This is a genomic window from Nitrospirota bacterium (genome assembly GCA_013388455.1).
In the GTDB taxonomy this organism is placed as follows: Bacteria; Nitrospirota; Thermodesulfovibrionia; order Thermodesulfovibrionales; family SM23-35; genus JACAFF01.
In genome coordinates this window covers 20,358-39,278 of record JACAFF010000031.1, presented here as the reverse complement: position 1 = coordinate 39,278, position 18,921 = coordinate 20,358, and the positions used below count along the sequence as shown (strand labels likewise).

16 protein-coding genes, 1 tRNA gene and 1 pseudogene are annotated in these 18,921 nt (G+C 36.8%); 7 read left to right on the top strand and 11 right to left on the bottom strand.

Features of this window, described 5'->3' with window-relative positions:
- The first annotated feature begins 120 nt into the window (after window positions 1-120).
- The 6 genes and pseudogenes from HXY53_07700 to HXY53_07675 all read left to right on the top strand — a co-directional run bounded on the left by HXY53_07700 (window position 121) and on the right by HXY53_07675 (window position 5,578).
- The gene (locus HXY53_07700) at window positions 121-2,544 is read left to right on the top strand and encodes an AAA family ATPase (protein ID NWF76432.1); all 2,424 of its coding nucleotides are present in this window, start codon (window positions 121-123) and stop codon (window positions 2,542-2,544) included.
- Between the two features lie 5 nt (window positions 2,545-2,549).
- On the top strand, window positions 2,550-3,257 hold the full coding sequence (locus HXY53_07695; protein NWF76431.1) for a hypothetical protein: 708 nt from the start codon (window positions 2,550-2,552) through the stop codon (window positions 3,255-3,257).
- 88 nt (window positions 3,258-3,345) lie between these two features.
- Complete coding sequence (locus HXY53_07690) at window positions 3,346-4,257, top strand: TIGR01212 family radical SAM protein (protein NWF76430.1); 912 nt, start codon at window positions 3,346-3,348, stop codon at window positions 4,255-4,257.
- A gap of 18 nt (window positions 4,258-4,275) precedes the next feature.
- A complete protein-coding gene (locus HXY53_07685; protein NWF76429.1) occupies window positions 4,276-4,731 on the top strand; it encodes a TIGR00725 family protein in 456 nt (151 codons plus the stop codon).
- Window positions 4,732-4,830: 99 nt separating this feature from the next.
- Window positions 4,831-5,013 (top strand): annotated as a pseudogene (locus tag HXY53_07680) (transposase).
- A 488-nt stretch (window positions 5,014-5,501) separates the two neighbouring features.
- Window positions 5,502-5,578 (top strand) — tRNA-Arg (locus tag HXY53_07675).
- Between the two features lie 93 nt (window positions 5,579-5,671).
- Here the strand turns inward: HXY53_07675 and HXY53_07670 are convergent.
- Complete coding sequence (locus tag HXY53_07670) at window positions 5,672-6,133, bottom strand: 3'-phosphoesterase (protein ID NWF76428.1); 462 nt, start codon at window positions 6,131-6,133, stop codon at window positions 5,672-5,674.
- Between the two features lie 134 nt (window positions 6,134-6,267).
- On the opposite strand from HXY53_07670, the gene HXY53_07665 reads away from it, so the two are divergent.
- Window positions 6,268-7,572: a radical SAM protein gene (locus HXY53_07665; GenBank protein NWF76427.1), complete on the top strand. Its 1,305-nt coding sequence runs from the start codon at window positions 6,268-6,270 to the stop codon at window positions 7,570-7,572.
- A 14-nt stretch (window positions 7,573-7,586) separates the two neighbouring features.
- On the opposite strand, the gene HXY53_07660 is transcribed toward HXY53_07665, so the two are convergent.
- The 10 genes from HXY53_07660 to ispH form a co-directional block, all read right to left on the bottom strand.
- Window positions 7,587-8,969 carry an MBL fold metallo-hydrolase gene (locus HXY53_07660; GenBank protein ID NWF76426.1) on the bottom strand — a complete coding sequence of 461 codons (1,383 nt, stop codon included), beginning with the start codon at window positions 8,967-8,969 and terminating at the stop codon, window positions 7,587-7,589.
- Between the two features lie 8 nt (window positions 8,970-8,977).
- Window positions 8,978-9,475, bottom strand: coding sequence for a phosphohistidine phosphatase SixA (gene sixA / locus HXY53_07655; protein ID NWF76425.1), 498 nt, complete (start codon window positions 9,473-9,475; stop codon window positions 8,978-8,980).
- A 24-nt stretch (window positions 9,476-9,499) separates the two neighbouring features.
- Complete coding sequence (locus HXY53_07650) at window positions 9,500-10,423, bottom strand: flippase-like domain-containing protein (protein NWF76424.1); 924 nt, start codon at window positions 10,421-10,423, stop codon at window positions 9,500-9,502.
- Entirely contained in the window at window positions 10,404-11,351 is a 948-nt protein-coding gene (locus HXY53_07645; protein ID NWF76423.1) for a glycosyltransferase family 2 protein, read from the bottom strand. The genes HXY53_07650 and HXY53_07645 overlap by 20 nt, the downstream gene beginning before the upstream one ends.
- Window positions 11,351-13,420 (bottom strand): glycosyltransferase family 39 protein, encoded by a 2,070-nt coding sequence (locus HXY53_07640; GenBank protein ID NWF76422.1) that lies wholly within the window; start codon window positions 13,418-13,420, stop codon window positions 11,351-11,353. The genes HXY53_07645 and HXY53_07640 overlap by 1 nt, the downstream gene beginning before the upstream one ends.
- Window positions 13,421-13,429: 9 nt before the next feature.
- Window positions 13,430-14,989, bottom strand: a complete 1,560-nt coding sequence (cobA, locus tag HXY53_07635; protein NWF76421.1) for a uroporphyrinogen-III C-methyltransferase — start codon at window positions 14,987-14,989, stop codon at window positions 13,430-13,432.
- A gap of 250 nt (window positions 14,990-15,239) precedes the next feature.
- Window positions 15,240-15,521, bottom strand: coding sequence for an integration host factor subunit beta (locus HXY53_07630; GenBank protein NWF76420.1), 282 nt, complete (start codon window positions 15,519-15,521; stop codon window positions 15,240-15,242).
- A gap of 90 nt (window positions 15,522-15,611) precedes the next feature.
- Window positions 15,612-16,460 (bottom strand): signal peptide peptidase SppA, encoded by an 849-nt coding sequence (gene sppA / locus HXY53_07625; GenBank protein ID NWF76419.1) that lies wholly within the window; start codon window positions 16,458-16,460, stop codon window positions 15,612-15,614.
- Window positions 16,457-18,040, bottom strand: a complete 1,584-nt coding sequence (locus HXY53_07620; protein NWF76418.1) for a 30S ribosomal protein S1 — start codon at window positions 18,038-18,040, stop codon at window positions 16,457-16,459. Before HXY53_07620 ends, sppA begins: the two co-directional genes overlap by 4 nt.
- Before the next feature lie 7 nt (window positions 18,041-18,047).
- Window positions 18,048-18,893 (bottom strand): 4-hydroxy-3-methylbut-2-enyl diphosphate reductase, encoded by an 846-nt coding sequence (gene ispH / locus HXY53_07615; GenBank protein NWF76417.1) that lies wholly within the window; start codon window positions 18,891-18,893, stop codon window positions 18,048-18,050.
- Window positions 18,894-18,921: the final 28 nt, after the last annotated feature.

Genomic DNA, 18,921 nt, shown 5'->3' with positions numbered 1-18,921 from the left:
TCAATGGGTAGTTTATTTTGCTGCGGATATTGAATAAACTTGCCTTCAAAGAATTATTTTAGAAAACAGTGACATGATATAATAAGTTCAATCTTTGATTAAATAAAAAAGGAGCTAAACATGGGGGAATTTATTAATACTGAAAAATACTCTGTCCCTGCAGAAAAACTTCGCTGGATATGTCCGGAAAATATGTTGCAGTTTGCCTGTACAGAAGATATTCAGCCACTAAGGGATTTTATTGGACAGGATAGAGCAATAGATGCTATTAAATTTGGGCTTTCTCTTGAAAGGGCTGGATATAATCTTTTTTTAACAGGCCTTACTGGCACAGGGAAGGCAACAACTGTAAAGGAGATGCTTAAAAGATTTCTTATTGAAAAGAAAGAAAAGGGAACCAAGTATCATTCTTACGACTGGTGTTATGTATATAATTTTTCTGATCCTGACCAGCCAAAAATCCTGAAATTGTTGCAGGGCGGTGGGAAAGATTTCCAAAACCATATGGAAAGATTGCTCAAGAGGTTAAAGGAAGAGATACCCAAGACTTTTGGAAGCGAACAGCATAACAAGAGAAAACAGGACATTATGGAAGAGCATCAGCGCCTGTACCAGAATGCTATGGATGAACTGGAAAATATAGCAAAAACAAAAAACCTTATGGTTCAACTTTCTCCAAGTGGTGCTATTGTAATTCCATTGGTAGATGGAAAGCCATTATCACGAGAAGATTTTCTGTCTCTGCAAAAAGACGAAAAAGATGCGATAGAGGCAAAACGTCTGGAAATGATGAGAAAGGTCGAAGAGACTTATACAAGGTTGCGTGAAATTGAAAAGGAAATAAGTGAAAAAATGAGGGAGTTAGACCAGAAAGCTGGTGAGTTTGCAATTGCAAATCCTTTTGAAGAGATTATTGCAAAATACAGAGAATACCCTGAAATATTGCATTTTCTTGAAGAAGTAAAAAAATACACTCTTTCAAGATTAGACTTATTCCAACAGGTTTCTCCTGATTTTCAGCCGTCCAGCTTTCCGATTGGACATGGTGATCCTTTTATAGCCTATAAGGTTAATGTATTTGTTGACAATAGTTCGACAGTAGGGCCTCCAATCATTTTTGAGCCTAATCCAAACTGGTTTAATATGTTTGGGAGGATAGAAAGAAAAGCAATTATGGGGACATATATGAGCGACCATACCATGATTAAGTCAGGTGCTGTCCATCTCGCAAACGGAGGCTATTTATTATTAAATATACGGGATGTTCTTATGAATGCAGGTGTCTGGGAGGGACTGAAGAGGGTTATAAAGACAAAGGAGATACGTGTTGAAGACCCATGGGAACAAATGGGTTTCATAACACCGCAGGGAATGAGAACTCAACCAATGCCTGTAGAGTTCAAAATTATTGTTATGGGGGATGATTCGATATATCAACTCCTGACAATGTATGATGAAGATTTCTGGGAGATGTTCAAGGTGAAGGCTGATTTCGATTCCCAGATGGAAAAAACAGCTTACAATATAAAGGCATATGCGTGTTTTATAAGTTCATGCTGCAAAGATGAGAAACTGTTGCCATTTGACCGTTGTGGTGTTGCAAAGATAATAGAACATGCAGTAAGGACAGCAGGTGATCAGGAAAAATTATCTGCAAGATTCGGTCCGATCAAGGATTTGATTATTGAATCAGATCACTGGGCAAGAGTTTCTCAAAGCCAGATAATCAAAGGAGAGCATGTTGAAAAGGCGATTAGAGAAAAAATTCACAGACTTGACCTTATAGCCGAGCATATTCGTAAGATGATTTTGGAAGGGACTATAATGGTAGATGTTGATGGTGAAGTAGTCGGTCAGGTGAACGGACTTTCTGTTTATGACTTTGGGATATTCAGTTTTGGCCGTCCTAACCGCATAACAGCAAAAACATTTTTAGGAAAGCGTGGAGTAATCAATATAGAAAGGGAATCCCAGCTCAGTGGTCGAATCCATGACAAAGGTGTGCTCATCCTCTCAGGCTATCTCGGATGGAAATATGCGCAAGACAAACCATTATCTCTTTCAGCAAGTATCTGTTTTGAACAGTCATATTCAGGAGTAGAAGGAGATAGTGCCTCTTCAACTGAACTTTATGCAATCCTTTCAAGTCTCTCAGGACTACCCATTAAACAGTATATCGCTGTCACTGGTTCTGTAAACCAAAAGGGGGAGGTTCAACCTATTGGGGGAGTAAACCACAAAATTGAAGGGTTCTTTGATGTTTGTAAGGAAAAAGGACTCACAGGCAAACAAGGTGTCATGATTCCACACTTCAATATTCGACATCTGATGCTTCGTGAGGATGTCATACAGGCAATTAATAAAAGGGCCTTTCATATATATGCAGTAAAAAGTATTGACGAAGGCATAGAGATCCTCACAGGAGTTCATGCAGGTGAGAGGCTTGCTGACGACACATACCCGGAGGGAACAGTAAACTATTTTGTAGACAAACGTTTGAAAGAGTATGCCGAGAGGTTGAAGGGTTATACTGTCTCTGAGTGAGAGGAATGCTGATATTAGCATCGATTAGTTTTGTCTTTTTATTGTTCATCTTTCCTGGAACGACTTTTTCAGAAATAACCGTTCATGACACAATCGCTCTCAAAGGCGAAGTAACAATGATCAGCGCTGAGACAAAAGGGAAGATTCTCAGACGCGGCGGAGAGATTGTTGAGTTCATTGTAAATGGTAACTCCATCGGGAAAAGCCTTTCAGGCGGAGACGGATATGCATACAAGCAATTTATTCCTTTAAAAACAGGGCTATATCGAATAACTGTAAAATCGGGTAAAGAAGAAAACAGAGGGTCACTTCTTTCTGTGAAAAAAGGAGCGCGTATTATATTCATCGATTTAGAGCACGGTTTATTCGAAGGACTTTTTTCAAAAAAACCGCGAGATGGAAGTCAGAAGGCTATCAGCCTATTATCAAAAAAGTTTCACATTATATTTCTTCAAACAGGGCTTATGAATATAAATCTATCCAAGACCTGGCTTAAAGACAATGGGTTCCCAGATTTACCTGTAATTCAATGGAATCAGGGCTCAGTGTTTAACGAGATAAGAGAAAAGGGGCTGAAGATCTGGGCGGTTATCGGTAGTGAACAAGTCATAGAATCAGCAGAAAAATTCAAACCTAAATCATTCAGTTTCAGAGAAATCGAAGGTGCAGAAACTGTTAAAAACTGGGATGAAATTTATAGAAAATTGAAATAATATTTCAAAATATAGCTAATTTGACAGATTCACAATTAAAAATCAATAATTAACTATGTCAATGCGATATAATTCTTTTGGCTCATATATGAAAAAACGTTTCAACGCAAACGTTTATAAAGTGATCGTAGATGCAGGATTTAATTGTCCCAACAGAGATGGTAGATTAAGTAATTCTGGTTGTATTTATTGCAATAATAACAGTTTTAAGCCTGATTATTGCAGACCAACAATATCAATCAGCAAACAAATAGAAGATGGCATTTCATATATGCGGAAACGATATAATGCGTCACTATTTCTTGTTTACTTCCAACCTTTTACGAACACATATGCGCCGGTGAAAAAATTAGAGCATCTATACAGAGAAGCCCTATCCAGAGATTCTGTAATCGGGCTCACGATAGGCACAAGGCCAGACTGTATAGATGAGGAAAAGATATCACTTCTTGAATCACTATCGAAAGATTACTTTATACTTATTGAATACGGCATGCAATCAATGTATGACAAATCTCTTAAATTTATAAATCGTGGACATGATTACAGAACTTTCTTAAAGGCTATAGAACTTACAAAAGGCAGGAATATATTCATCGGTGCTCACCTCATCGTCGGTTTACCCACTGAGACCAGAGAAGAAATGCTTTTAATGGCAGATGAGATTTCCCAGCTACCGATAGATTTCTTAAAGATACACCATCTTCAAGTGATTAAGGATACACCGCTTGAGTTCATATACAGAGATAGCCCTTTCCATTTATTTGAATATGAAGAGTACCTAGATTTTCTCATTGATTTTATAGAAAGACTTTCCCCCCATATAGTATTAGAGAGGCTTTTTTCCACAGCGTCTGATAATATTCTTATAGCTCCGCAATGGTATAAAAGCAAACAGGAGATTTTAAACGCTATCGTAAGAAATCTCGAGACCAAAGATACCTATCAAGGTAAGAAATGCAGGTTAACATCACTCTCGACCAGGTTGAATAAAGCGTAAGTAAGGAAGGATTATTTTATGAAAAAAATTATTGCTGTTATAGGGGGAAGAAAAGTTGGGAAAAGTCTTCTTAAAGAAGCAGAAGAAGTTGGAAAATTGATTGCTTTGAGAGGAGCAATCTTAATATGCGGTGGACTAATCGGTGTCATGGAGTCTGCTTCAAAAGGTGCAAAATCTCAGGGTGGGATAACAGTGGGCATCCTTCCTCAGAATGATACAAAAGAAGTGAATCCTTATATAGATATTCCTATAGCAACCGGATTAGGCATAGGAAGAAATGTTATTATAGCTCGTTCAGCAGATGCCCTTATTGCTGTAGGTGGTGAATACGGAACACTTTCAGAGATTGCATTTGCACTTCAAATGGGCAAACCAGTAGTAGGCATAAAGACATGGGATATAAATGGTGTCATTCACGCTGAAAATGCAGTTGATGCTGTAAACAAAGCCTTTGAGCTATTAGGGTCTTATTAGGGACACATCCCATATTTCTTGGCAATAGAGTAGTTATTCGCAATAGCAGTTGCAACAGGTTTTTCACATCATGTTATCCAGAGAGAACAATAAAAAGAGAAGGTCTTTTTTGATAAAAAAGACAGGGAGCAATATTTATCATTACTTAAAAAATATACAGATAAATGGAAATCGCCAATCCTTGCATATTGTCTCATCAGAAATCATGTTCACTTGCTAACAAGACCGAAAGAACAAGAATCATTATATAAGATGATACAGAGTGTTACACACAGTATATAAACAGGAAATACAGAAGAACAGTTCGGTTATGGGAAAACAGATACCATTCCTGCATAGTAAATAAAGAAAAGTATTTGTGGGCAGTGGTAAGGTAGATTGAACAAAAACCCATACAAGCAAGGATAGTAAAAAAGGAGGAAGATTTTCCATATTCAAGTGCAAGGGCTCAAGTAAAGGGTTGCAAGAGATAAAGTATTAGGTGAAGACCTTTTTGAAAAAGGACAGAAAAAAGACTATATAGAATTTATCAGAGTAGGTATTCCAGAAGAAGAAAAGAATAAATTAAGGTACTCCACAAGAACAGGCAGACCTCTTGGTAGTGAAACATTTATAAGAGAGCTGGAAAAGAAACTTGATAGGAGATTTAGCTTAAAGTTGCCAAGAAGACCAAGAAAAAAAGAACAAAAATAAAATGTGGGATGTGTCCCTATTTAACTCCTATTTAACTATAATGATAATGGATGTTATAATTAACTGCAAACTCTTGTGCCCCCTTAGCTCAGTAGGATAGAGCACAGGTTTCCTAAACCTGGTGTCGCAGGTTCAATTCCTGCAGGGGGTACCATTTTTTAAGGAGTTGCAGGCTTTTCTTCGGTTTATGCTCTCCTTGCAATTAAGCCTTAACAGAATAATATCTATTCAAAGGATACAGGAGTAATCATCCTCTCCCATCAGGATACATATTTAATTTTTTCTTTAATTCTGGATTCAGCACTGTTTTCATTACAAAATCAGACTGCGCAAATTGATCTTTCATCTTTATAATGAGCCATTCTTTCTGCTTCCCTGACATTTTTATTAATGTGAATGCGCCCTTTAGCTTCCTGCCCTTAAGATGAATTTCTAATCTTCCCTCCCTGATACCACCTTTAAGTAAAGTATACTCACCGCTGTCCCAGATTACTACAACTCCTGAACCATACTGACCATCCGGAATAATACCTTCATAAGAGACATATTCGAGCACATGGTCTTCCACCATTATTGCAAGCCTTTTGTCCTTTGGATTCATCGAAGGACCTTTAGGAACAGCCCACGATTTCAAAACTCCATCCATCTCAAGCCTGAAATCAAAATGCAGATGGGTTGCATGATGTTCATGAACTACAAACTTTGGCATTATGTACTAATTATAACGTATGGAGATTATAAATAACTTATGTAGACTATAAATAATGATAGCTTATAAGCGAACCCTATTTTGAGATAGGTTCTTATTGAAATGACTTATTTTTAATTTTTAAAATGTCATTTATGAGGCTAAAGCTTCTCTTTATCAATCCGTGGATATATGACTTTGCAGCAATAAACTTATGGTCATTACCACTCGGAATGTATGAGGTAACAAAATATCTGTGTAGATACGTTCTATCAATAGAGTCCATAGATTGCATGGACACTTATTACCAGAAGAAATTCGGCACAGGTAAATATCGAAAAGAGATAGTAGAAAAACCTGAATGCCTTAAATCAATTCCCCGTAAATATGGCAGATATGGAATTAGCATCGATGAATTCAAAAAAAGACTATCTAATTGTGTTTTTCCAGATATTGTACTTGTCACATCTATAATGTCATACTGGTATCCAGGTGTGCAGAAGGTCGTAGAGATCCTGAGAGATTTTTACAGAAACATACCTATAATCCTTGGTGGCATCTATGCAACTCTATGGCATAAACATGCAGAAGAAAAATCAGGTGCAGACTTTGTTTACAGGGGTTCTATCAGCGAAGCTATTTCCACTGCATTCAATAAATTCGGCTTAGTCTTAAAGAACTCAAAGGTTCTTGAACGACAAGCCATTACAGATAAATTTAAATATGCTTTTGCTCCAGTTCTTACAAGCATGGGATGCCCTTTCCGGTGTACTTATTGTGCTTCAAGCCTTTTATCCAATGAATTTATTCAGCTTCCTGTGGATAAAGTTCTTATTGAAATTCTGAATTTTGCTTCAAAAGGTATTCGTGACTTTGCTTTTTATGATGATGCACTGCTTGTAAATAGCAACTCTCATATAAAACCACTTTTAAAAGAGATAATATCAAGAAAACTAAATATTCGGTTTCATTGCCCGAATGGTCTTCATGCAAGGGCAATTGATGATGAGCTTGCGTATCTTATGAAAAAGGCTGGATTCGTTACGCTTCGTCTAAGTCTTGAGACTGTGAATACCGAAAGACAAAAAAACACAGGGGGAAAAGTAAATTCAATGGAATTAAGAAATGCGATTTCTCACCTGAAAAAAAATGGATTCACAAAAGAACACATCGGCGTTTATCTTATGTATGGACTACCAGGTCAGGATATCGATGAGGTAAAGGCTGGAATTGATTTTATAAAAAGCCTTGATGTCAGAATAAATCTCACCGAATTTTCACCAATACCCGGAACTCAATGCTGGGATGAGCTTGTCAGGAAATGTGTTATCACTGAAAAACTGGATCCTTTACTTACGAATAATACTGTCTTTTCTTATCTGTTCTCTGGATACAGCCATAAAGAGATTGAAAACATTAAATCAAATGTCAAAAACCATAACGCAATTATTCAGACATGAATTTTTCAGGTTAATTAAATTTCGAATGTCTCACCCTTGTCAGGCACATGGGTTGTGAAACCAAACTTTTCTTTTACCAAATCCCTGAAAGACATAGCCACTTCTTCTTCCCCATGGACTATAAATACCTCTGGAGTGTTTTTAAAGTAGGAGAGCCATTCAATAAGTTCTGCTCGGTCTGCATGAGCTGAAAAACCGTTTATCGTGTATATCGAAGCATTTACAGCTATCTCTTCACCGAGTATATTAACAGACTTTTCACCATCAACAATTTTCCTTCCGAGTGTTCCTTTGCCCTGAAATCCAACAAAGATAATACTGCATTCAGGTCTCCAGAGATTATGTTTAAGATGATGCTTAATTCTTCCTCCATCGCACATCCCGCTTCCAGCAATGACAATGATACCTGATTTTATTTTGTTCAGAGACATAGATTCCTGGGTATTTTTAACAAAATGCAATCTTAGAGAACTATCTATACTTTTCTGGGAGAAGAGTCTTATTGCTTCTTCGTCATAACATTCAGGGTGAGCGATATATATCTTCGTAACCTCTTCTGCAAGGGGACTGTCGAGATAGACATTTATATTATAGAGTCGCTTTTCACGCACAAGATTATTGAAAATATAAAGTAAGTCCTGGGTTCTTCCCACTGCAAACGATGGGATAAAAACATTGCCGCCTCTCTTGAATGTAATTTTAATTGCATCAACAAGCTCATCAATGCTTTCTTTCAAAGGTTTATGTAATCTATTTCCATATGTGGATTCCATCACTATATAATCAGCCTCTGCAGGTGCAAATGGATCTTTTACTATGGGATTCCCCTTTTTCCCTATATCTCCTGAAAATACTATCTTCTTCGCCTCTTGGCCATCCTGTGCCCAAAGTTCGAGCGTACTTGAGCCAAGGATATGCCCTGCATCCAGGAATCTATATTTTATGCCGTTTCCCAAATTATATATATGATCATACTGTTTTACTTCAATAAGCGGAACAACTTCCCTTACATTATCTGATGTATATAAAGGTTGAGAAGGAGGTCTTCCTGCTCTTTGTGCTTTTCTGGTAAGCCATTCTGCGTCACTTTCCTGAATGTTAGCTGAATCATAGAGCATTAATTCAAGAATGTCTCTGGTGGCAGACGTTGTAAAGATCTTACTCTTGAAGCCTTCTCTTACGATCTTTGGAAGCATCCCTGAATGGTCAAGATGAGCATGAGTAATAAAAATATAATTAATCTCCTCCGGGCGGAAATCAAAAGCGGCTCTATTTATCTCATCAGCCCCTTCTCCCTGATACAATCCACATTCTACAAGAATCTTCAGTTTGTTGCATTCCATATAGAAGCATGAACCTGTAACAGTCTTCGCCCCACCAAGAAATTTAAGTTTCATTCTCTCACCTATAATCCATCACACACCTGTTTAATTCCTGTATCTATCACTGTCTCTGGTGTTAGCATCCATTGCAATAACCACTCGCCATTATCATCTCTTTTCAAGCATACAACTCCTGCCATTCTGAAGGAAACTACATTTTTATTCACATCACCACTGAGTAAGAATGAAGTCAGTCTTCCGAGGTGTGGGAGATGACCAACAAGCATTACATCCTCAGGAATATCTTTCAGCCGGTTTCCCCAAATATAAGGGTCATCAAGTGGAGATAATCCATCTACCTCTGATATTCCTTTCGATGGTTTGAGATTTTTTGCAAGGATTTCAGCAGTTTGTCTCGCCCTTAATTTTTTGCTGTGGAATATCTTATGCAATGCAAAATTCAGATTTGACAGATAAGAAGCTACCTTGTGGATATCCTGAATGCCTTTTTCAGAAAGAGGCCGTGTCGGGTCTATCTCTTCTTTTTTTGCCTCTGCGTGTTGAACAAGATAGAGAAACATATCAAACCTCCTTAATCTAAATTATCATTCTGCAACAATATCTATTTTTTCCCTTTTATATCTTATATATTCAACAATACCTATCAGACTTCCTGCAGTAATGGTTATAAACCAGGAGAGTGAAATAGCGGTTGCAATCTCTGGTTTGATTCCTAAAAGCCCAAAAAAAAGCACAAAGGCACCTTCTCTTATTCCAATGCCTGAAATAGAGATGGGTAGTGTAGTAAAAAGAATTATAAGTGGAAGAAATACCATATAAATAACAAATGGGATATGAAGCCCGATGCCGATCGTGAGGGAATAAACAGCGAGTATTCCTGCGAACTGTATTAATATTGACAATATTGCAGCTTTCAATATAACCTTTTTTTGGTTCAGGTAAGAATGGAAGTAATCATAAAAACCAGATAATACACTTATTTTTTCACCTAAACGCAGACCGAAGATTATGTAACTACCAATAATAAAGATTACCACAATAACAGGAAGGATAAAAGTTATTTGCGAATTCTGAATATATCTATAACCAAACGGATATGCGAACGCACCCATAGCTATCAGCACTGCGAATCCGATATATCTATCCATAAAAATAGAAGATAAAGTAAGGTTACTCTTTCCAGTTGCCTGATACAGATAAAAAGCCTTTACTGCATCACCTCCGATAATTCCGGGTAGAAGTGTATTAAAAAAAGCGCCTATCATATATAATGAAAAAAGCTTCTTTAATTTAAATATCTTTGGTAGAAGAAGTTTCCACCTTACAGCAGATAAAAATTGTGCAACTATATAGAGAATAATTGCAAATATGAATGCAAATATATTGACATCCTTCAAGATGCTAAAAACCTTTTCTGGTCCTGTCTTCGATAAAACAACATAAAGGAGTATTGAGCTTACTGTAAATTTGAATATAAAAAAAAGTATTTTATTTGCTTTCAGGGCCAATGATTTTCTTTATTACGTATATTGGTTTTTTCTGGCTTTCATGATAAACTCTCACAAGCATCTCTCCCAAGAGCCCCATACCAATAAGCTGGATTCCTACTATAATCATAAGGGCTCCGAAAAGGAGAAGAGGTCTGCCTCCAATATCCCGTCCATAAATAAACTTATCAATGGTAAGATAAAGGGACACAAGAAAGCCTATGCTACCGCTGATAACTCCGAGGGGCCCGAAGAACTGAATCGGCTTTGTAGAAAAGCTCTGTAGAAATTTTACTGTTATAAGGTCTAAAACCACTTTTATTGTTCTTGAAATTCCATATTTCGATTTTCCCCTGAGCCTCGGGTGATGAATTGTCTCAACTTCTGCAACCCTTACCCCGTACCAGCTTGCAACAGCCGGGATGAACCTATGCATCTCTCCGTAAAGTTTCAGGTTTTTTATTACATCCCTTCTGTAAGCCTTCAGAGAGCAACCGTAATCATGAAGTTTAACACCGGTTACTTTACTGATAAGCCAGTTAGCTATTATTGAAGGTATCCTCCTGGTAAAAAACGGGTCTTTACGCTTCTTCCGCCAACCACTAACGAGGTCATGATCCTTTATAAGTTCAAGCAACTTGGGTATATCTGCAGGATCATTCTGCAAATCCCCATCCATTGTAACAATAATATCCCCACGCGCAAAATCGAATCCTGCAGCAAAAGCAGCAGTCTGGCCAAAGTTTCGTCTCATGCTTAATACAAGAACCTGACTGTCTTTTTTTTGAATCTCCTCGAGGATTGAAAGGGTTCTGTCATTACTTCCATCATCAATAAATAATATTTCATACTCCATATTGAGAGTATTAAGTGTCTCTTTCAACTTCTGATGAAGCAAACTTATATTTTCTTCTTCATTATAAAGCGGTATTATTATTGAGAGTGTCATTAATAAGTCTCCGGCTTTTCTTCTTTCATACCCTTAAAATCATAACACAGGAATATTGTGTATTTCTTTTGATCAGGTTGTCTCTTAGTATAAGCTTTAAAAACCCTTTTCTCAACCTTATGAAATGCTGATGCTAATTTAACGGGCATATTTCTGTCTCCTATCCTCACAAAGATTGCATCATAATGAATAAGCTGATTAAACCCTGGCCACAGGTCATACTGGTTCATCCTGCGACCAAGATTTGCACAATACGTAATAGGATGACCTTTAACATAAAATGCCAGTTCACTTGATACCTGATAGCTATCAGAAAATATGAATACCTGTCGGTTTGTTCGCATTTCTTCGTATATTTTTGTAATTTCTTCACCAAGCTCTTTCCACCCACGAAGCCTTGCTGCTGGGTCTAAATTATCAGGAAGATTCAGGATGGATGGATAATGTGCTAACGATGTTATGATTAAAGTTAATATAATTGCTGATGCTGTGAGAATTGTTTTGCCATCTTTAAAGCACATCTTTAAAGTTGACTCTACAGTGACTAAACTTCTTAAATAGAATGCAGAAAATGCAATAACTCCTGTTATGTAACCTGGTAATGCCCAGTTTGCCTGCACTTTCGCTTGAAGACTCTTTAAAAGAAAAAAGAAAATTACTGGAACAGAAAACCAGAATAAAAATTTCCCGGCATCTTTCTTTTTCAATTTCCAGATAGATATTGCCATAAGAATAAATAAAAGTGGTGTTATCACTCCTATCTGGGAACCTAAAAATTCAATGAAACTCATCAGCGACAGCCTGAAACCTTCTTCCACATGAGCCTGTCCTGCTGTATGCTTAAAAGTTATCCAGTTATTTTCATGATTCCACAAAAGCACAGGGCTGAAGACAATAAGACTGATTATGAAAGACAGATAAGGGCCTTTAGTTAGCAATAATTTTCTTTTATCTTTTTTAATCAGGAGAAAAAGAAATGCACATGGATAAAAGAAAGCCATAGTATATTTAGTTAAAAGACCGAGTCCGATTGAAAGCCCAAGTGCTCGCCAAAAAACGCCAGCCCACCTCTGTTCTTCGTTTTGTAAGGGGTGGGGTAGAGAGGGATAATCAATTGCTTTGCAAAAAAGATACATTGATAGCACCCAGAAAAAAATAAAAGGTGAGTCTATCGTAAATATTATTCCAAAAGTTGAAAAGAGCGGTATTATCTGAAGCATAATGGCTGAAGAAAGTCCCACTTCTGCATCAAAAAGTTTTTTCCCGAGTTTATAAAGAATTATACTGCTGAGTGCTGAAAAAATAACTGCCATGATTCTGATACCGAATACAGTATCTCCAAATAAAAAAGTCCCCAGATAGATCAGGTATGCTATCATGGGTCCTTTTGAGTAATAACTTAAATCAAGTCTGCGAGACCATTCCCAGTAATGTGCTTCATCAGGACTTAAATCAAGAGGCCCGTTGAGAATATAGTAGATACGAAATAAGCTTAAAGCAGTAAGAAATAGAATCAATACAGTAGAGTATGGTTTTTTCTGAAACTTTTCAGCTGACCACTGATATAACTTTAAGAGACTGAATGATGTTATTGTCCCTAAAAATGTTCCGGCAATCACATCTGACATATAATGGGCACCTACATAAACTCTTGAAAAACCTACCAATATAGCAATTATAAGAAAAGCATATCGTAATTTATCTCTGAAAAGAAGGATGAAAGGCATTGCAAATGCAAATGCATTGGTTGCATGATTCGAAGGCATTGAAAATGACTTCCCGCATCCAACCAGTGTTCTTACGTTTTCAAAAGCATTACATGGTCTCACACGTTCAAAATAATCTTTAAATATTTGCGCAGCCCAATCAGCAATTAAAAGAGAAGTTATTGCAATAAAAAATGTTATGAAGGCTGTCTTTTTATATTTCCCGAAAAACCACAGAACAAATGGAAGAAAAAAAAGATATGCCCTTTTAGTAATAACTGGCATAATGATATCAAATAAGCTATTTTGTAGATTGTGGTTGACATAAAAAAAGATAAAAGTATCAACGTCAGGAAGATTCATTCAGTTTTTTTACTCACATTGTATATTTGCTCTTTTCTGATGTTTAGCAACCCATTTTATTATTTCCTGAACCATTGCTTCAATAGTTGATTTTTCAGGCATGATATGAACATTAAGGCCTGCCTTTTCTATTGCTTTTGCTGTAACAGGTCCTATAGCAGCAATCGTAATTCCCTTAAGGAGTTCATCTGCATCCTTACCCATAATTTCCAGAAAGTTATTGAATGTTGAAGCACTTGTAAAAGTAGCAATAGAAACTTTTCCTTCTTTTAAAAACCTCTTCAATCTTTTACCATGAGACTCTGGTTTTACTGTCCTGTATGTTACAGGCACTTCTATTTCCCCACCGAGTTCTCTTACCTTATCAGGGAATACTTCTCTTGCAAGCTCTGCTCTTGGTAGTAAAAATTTCTTTCCCTTTAAAGCTCCTGAGCCGCTTGTGTTCTCAGCTTCTTTCACAAACGACTTTATTAGTCCTTCAGCTTTAAATTCTTCCGGGATTAAATCAATCCTTAACCCGTATTTTCTTATTTCATCAGCAGTCTTTGTGCCTATAGCACAAATCTTAATCCCTTTCAGATCTCTAATGTCTCTTTCCTTTTCAAAGAACCTCTGAAAAAAATATTTAACTCCATTTCGACTCGTGAATATAAGCCAATGATATGTTTCTATTTGATCTATCGATTTATCAAGATCATTATAATTCATTGGAGGCACTATCTTGATAGTCGGGAATTCTATAATCTCTGCGCCAAGTTCTTCAAGTAACTCAAACCCCTCTGAATGCTCCCTGGTAACAAGTATTCGCCAACCGAACATCTGTTTTTTTTCATACCATTGTAGAGAATCTCTAAGTTTTACAACTTCGCCAACAACCATTACTGCAGGAGGCTTTATCTCATTTGCTTCTATCACGCTTGAAATTTCTCTAAGTGTGCTTATTACAGTAGTCTGATCTGGTCTTGTTCCCCATCTGATAACAGCTACAGGTGTTTCGGGTGAACGACCATTTTCTATCAATTTATTACAGATATCATCAATTTTTCTGACTGCCATAAGGAATACAAGTGTGCCTATACCAGTAGCGATATTCGGCCAATCTATACTGCTTTCCTTTTTTGTAATATCTTCATATCCGGGCAGAACAGCAAATGACGAAGAATATAACCGGTGAGTTAATGGAATACCTGCGTAGGCAGGAGCTGCAATTGCAGAACTCACTCCCGGAACTACTTCGAATTCAATTCCTTCCTTTGAAAGCACTTCTGCTTCTTCCCCTCCACGTCCGAATACAAATGGGTCACCACCTTTCAGCCTGCATATTGTTTTTCCTTCCTTAGCCTTATGCACAAGAATACTATTAATTTCTTGCTGCGTTAAAGTATGATGTCCACCACGTTTTCCTGCGTAAATAAACTCGGCATCATGATTTATATAATTGAGCACCTGTGCATTAAGGTGAAAGTCATAAATCACCACTCCTGCCTTTTGAAGACATTTTAACCCTTTAATAGTCAAAAGCCCAATATCTCCAGGCCCGGCACCAACTAAATAGACTTTACCATTCATAATTTTATTATTCTCTTTGCAAAAACTTGAATATATTAACTTAAAAATGCAATTTATTCATACCTGTTCAAAATAAATAATTTGGCAAGCTGGAAAGCATGAAAGGTGACTCAATTTAAATAGCAAAATCACGGGTAATCCTGATCTCGAAGGCTTTCAGGACGGTGTCAAATCAGAAAATTTTTATTTCCTGTATATTTTTATGCTTAACATAAGGAATTAATTACTTAACTTATCAATATAACACTGGTTATTTCTGATTCATTGCTTCACGAAGAGCCTTACCTACCTTAAAATGTAGGACTCTCTTGCCAGGCACCTCAACCTTCTCACCTGTTTTTGGATTTCTTGCCCTTCTGGGTCTTCTGTTCTTTGGTTTAAAATTTCCAAACCCTCTTATTTCTATTTTTTCTCCTTTAATTAGTGCTTCTTTTATACTATCAAACACTGTCTCTACAACAATTTCAGTCTGTTTTCTGGTAAGGCTTCCAACTTTCTCAGCAACTTTTTCTATCAGAACTGACTTAGTCATAAAACCTCCTTATGTTAAATATTACGATTAAAAACCCTATTTAATATTAAGTTTAATTAAAGCAATTTGGTTATTGGTCATTAATATTTATTATGGTATAAATAAATATTTTATCCTCAAAGTCGGAAATACATCTGTAAATTCTTTTGGTATCGATCCTCTCAAAAAATTGATAATAGAGAATTTCTCTTCCTTTGTAACAACAACTGGCTCCCCTTTAATACCTGAAAGCGTGGCAGCAATCTTAACAGCATCTTCAATGTTACCAAGTTCATCTATTAATCCTATTTTGAGAGCCTGTTCCCCTGTGAAGATCCTCCCATCAGCGATTTTTTTCACATCTTCATGTAGCATTTTTCTACCTTCTGCAACAGCAGAAATAAATTGTTCGTGAACATTATCGAGCACACTCTGAAGAATTTCCCTTTCCTCTTTTTTTATTCCTCTGAATATCGATGCTATATCCTTATGTCGTCCACTTTTAACTACCTCTGTCCGTATCCCGAGTTTGTTCATGAGTCCCTCAAGATTAGGGATTTCCATGATTACTCCTATAGAACCTGTCAAAGTTCCCGGATTTGCAATTATTCGTGAAGCAGGAGATGCTATATAATAACCACCTGATGCAGCTACTGATCCCATTGATACTACAACCTTCTTTTTTGCAACTGCTTTTCTTACTTCTTCATATATCTCTTGCGCTGGTGCTACTGCTCCACCAGGACTGTCAATACGTAAAACTATTGCCTTAATAGTTTGGTCCTTTGAATATTTTTTTATTTCCTCTATTGCCTCCTTTGAATCAAAAATAGGGCCCTCAATTCTTATTAGAGCTATCCGTTCACCTATTGGAAGATTGTTTTGAATTGCAACGATGGCAAGACTAATAATAATCAGCAAAACAAAAAGTACAAGAAAAGCAATCAGAAATTTCTTCATTCCCTGTTCCTTTTCAAGTTTTTCATGCTCAAACCAATTTTTCTCTCCTGACAGTCAACCTTTATGATTCGTACATCTACTTTATCTCCTGGTTTCAAAGATTCTTCTGTCTTACCTGAGGTTTTAACTATCTCAGAGGAATATATGAGACCTTCCACTCCACCCTCAAGTTCAACAAATATGCCAAAATCAGTAATCATTAATACCTTGCCTTCACATTCATTACCAAGCTTGAATTTTTCTGGGATTTCACTAAGCCATGGATCAGGCATAATTTGTTTTAAGCCGAGTGCCATTCTCTCTGATTCAGGTTCTATGCTAAGAACGATTGCATCAACTTTTTGTCCTTTTTTAAGAATCTCTGAAGGATGTTTTATATGTTTAGTCCAGGAAAGATCTGATATATGAATCAAAGCATCAATTCCCTCAGGTAATCCAACAAATACACCAAACTCGGTAATTGTCTTGACCTTACCAGAAACCCGCTGGCCAACTTTATAACGCTGTAATATAAGTTCCCAAGGGCTTGGCCTCGCCTGCTTTATACTCAGAGAAAGTCTTCTTTCTTCTTTATCCACTTTCAATACAATTGCTTCTACTTTTTCTCCAACATATAAATATTTAGATGGATGTTTCGGCCTTGAACCCCAATCCATCTCTGATATATGCACAAGTCCCTCCAGCCCCTCCTCTATTTCAATAAAGGCTCCATAATCAGTTATGCTTACTACTTTTCCTTTAATAATCTTTCCAATTGAGTATTTCTCATCCACAACTGTCCAGGGATCTGGTTTTTTCTGCTTATAGCCTAAAGTAACCTTCTCATTTTCTGAATCATATTTTAAAACCATCACTTCGATTTTATCTCCAATATTAAAAAATTCAGCCGGATGATTTATTCTGCCCCAAGAAATATCTGAAATATGAAGCAGTCCGTCTATACCTCCGAGGTCAACAAAAACCCCATAGTCAGTAATATTCTTAACAATTCCTTCTATGAGATTCCCTTCTTTTAGCTTTCCTATAGTTTCAACCTTCTTCTGCTCAAGTTCCTTTTCGAGAATTACCCTTCTTGATACAATAACGTTGGAAAGCTTATTGTTAAGCCTCAAAACCTTAAAGTTTGCCTTTTTCCCAATAAGGCTTTCAGCGTCTTTAATCGGCTTTATGTCTGCCTGAGATCCAGGTAGAAATGCACTAACACCACATATATCTACGGAAAACCCCCCTTTTGTCTTTCCGGTAATCTTTCCTTCCACAGTTCTACCATCACGAAGCGCAGCCTCAAGTGTCTCCCATACCTTAATTTTCGCAGCGCGCTCCTTCGAAAGAGTTATGGTCCCATCTGAATCTCTTAATTCTTCCACGAATACTTCAATATTATTACCAGGCTTAAGCTTTGCAACTTCTTCATCAGAAAACTCGTGAATCGGGACAATGCCCTCTGATTTATATCCAATGTCAATAATTACTCCCTCCTGCTTCAATGCCAGTATTTTCCCTTTAAGTATCATTCCTTCTTGTATGCTGTGAAAGGTCTCAGCATAAAGTTTTTCAAGTTCTTTGTTTTTGGATTCCACTACAACTTTAACCTCCTATATCTCTAATTCTTTTTTCTACTTCTTGTATAATCCAATTCGGGGTTGATGCCCCGGCTGTTATTCCTAACTTTGATGCTCCCTTTAACCATTCTTCCTTTATTTCAGAAGCTGTTTCTACATGGTAAGTTGGGACAGAGAGAGAATTACAGAGTTTTGCAAGCTGGGTAGTATTAGCGCTATTTTTCCCTCCTACAACAATCATGACATTAACTCTACCAGCCATTCTTTCAGTCTCTTTCAACCGAAGAGCTGTAGAGTTACATATAGTATTATATACTTTTATCTCTTTTGTGTGTTCAATAGCATCATTTAAAATTTTTTTCAACCCATCAATTGGTTGTGTGGTCTGTACAATAATACCTATTTTTCTTTTTAACTTTGGGATGGCTGATTTCCCATCAACTACAATAGCATTATCATAAGCATAACTCAAAAGACTTTGAACCTCTGGATGATTTTTCTCTCCAAGAATTACAACCTGGTATCCTTCATCCCTGAGGAGTTTAGCATAATATTGAGCCTTTTTTACAAATGGGCAGGTTGCATCTATTATTTCATATCCCATTGAGGATATCTCCTGAGAATGGGAAAGTGGGATTCCATGCGTTCTTATGATTAAAGCTTTAATATCTTTACAAGACTTCAATTCTTTTATGTCACAAAGTGGGAAAATGCCTTTCTCTTTGAGCATATCCACAACCTGAGGATTATGAATTATCGGCCCGAGCGTATATATTCCTTTTCTCTTCTCTCTTGCTATATGGAAAGCTATATCAATCGCTCTTTTAACACCAAAACAGAATCCTGCTGTTTTTGCAATAAATATTTTCATCTTTGATTTTTTCATCATGTATTATAAA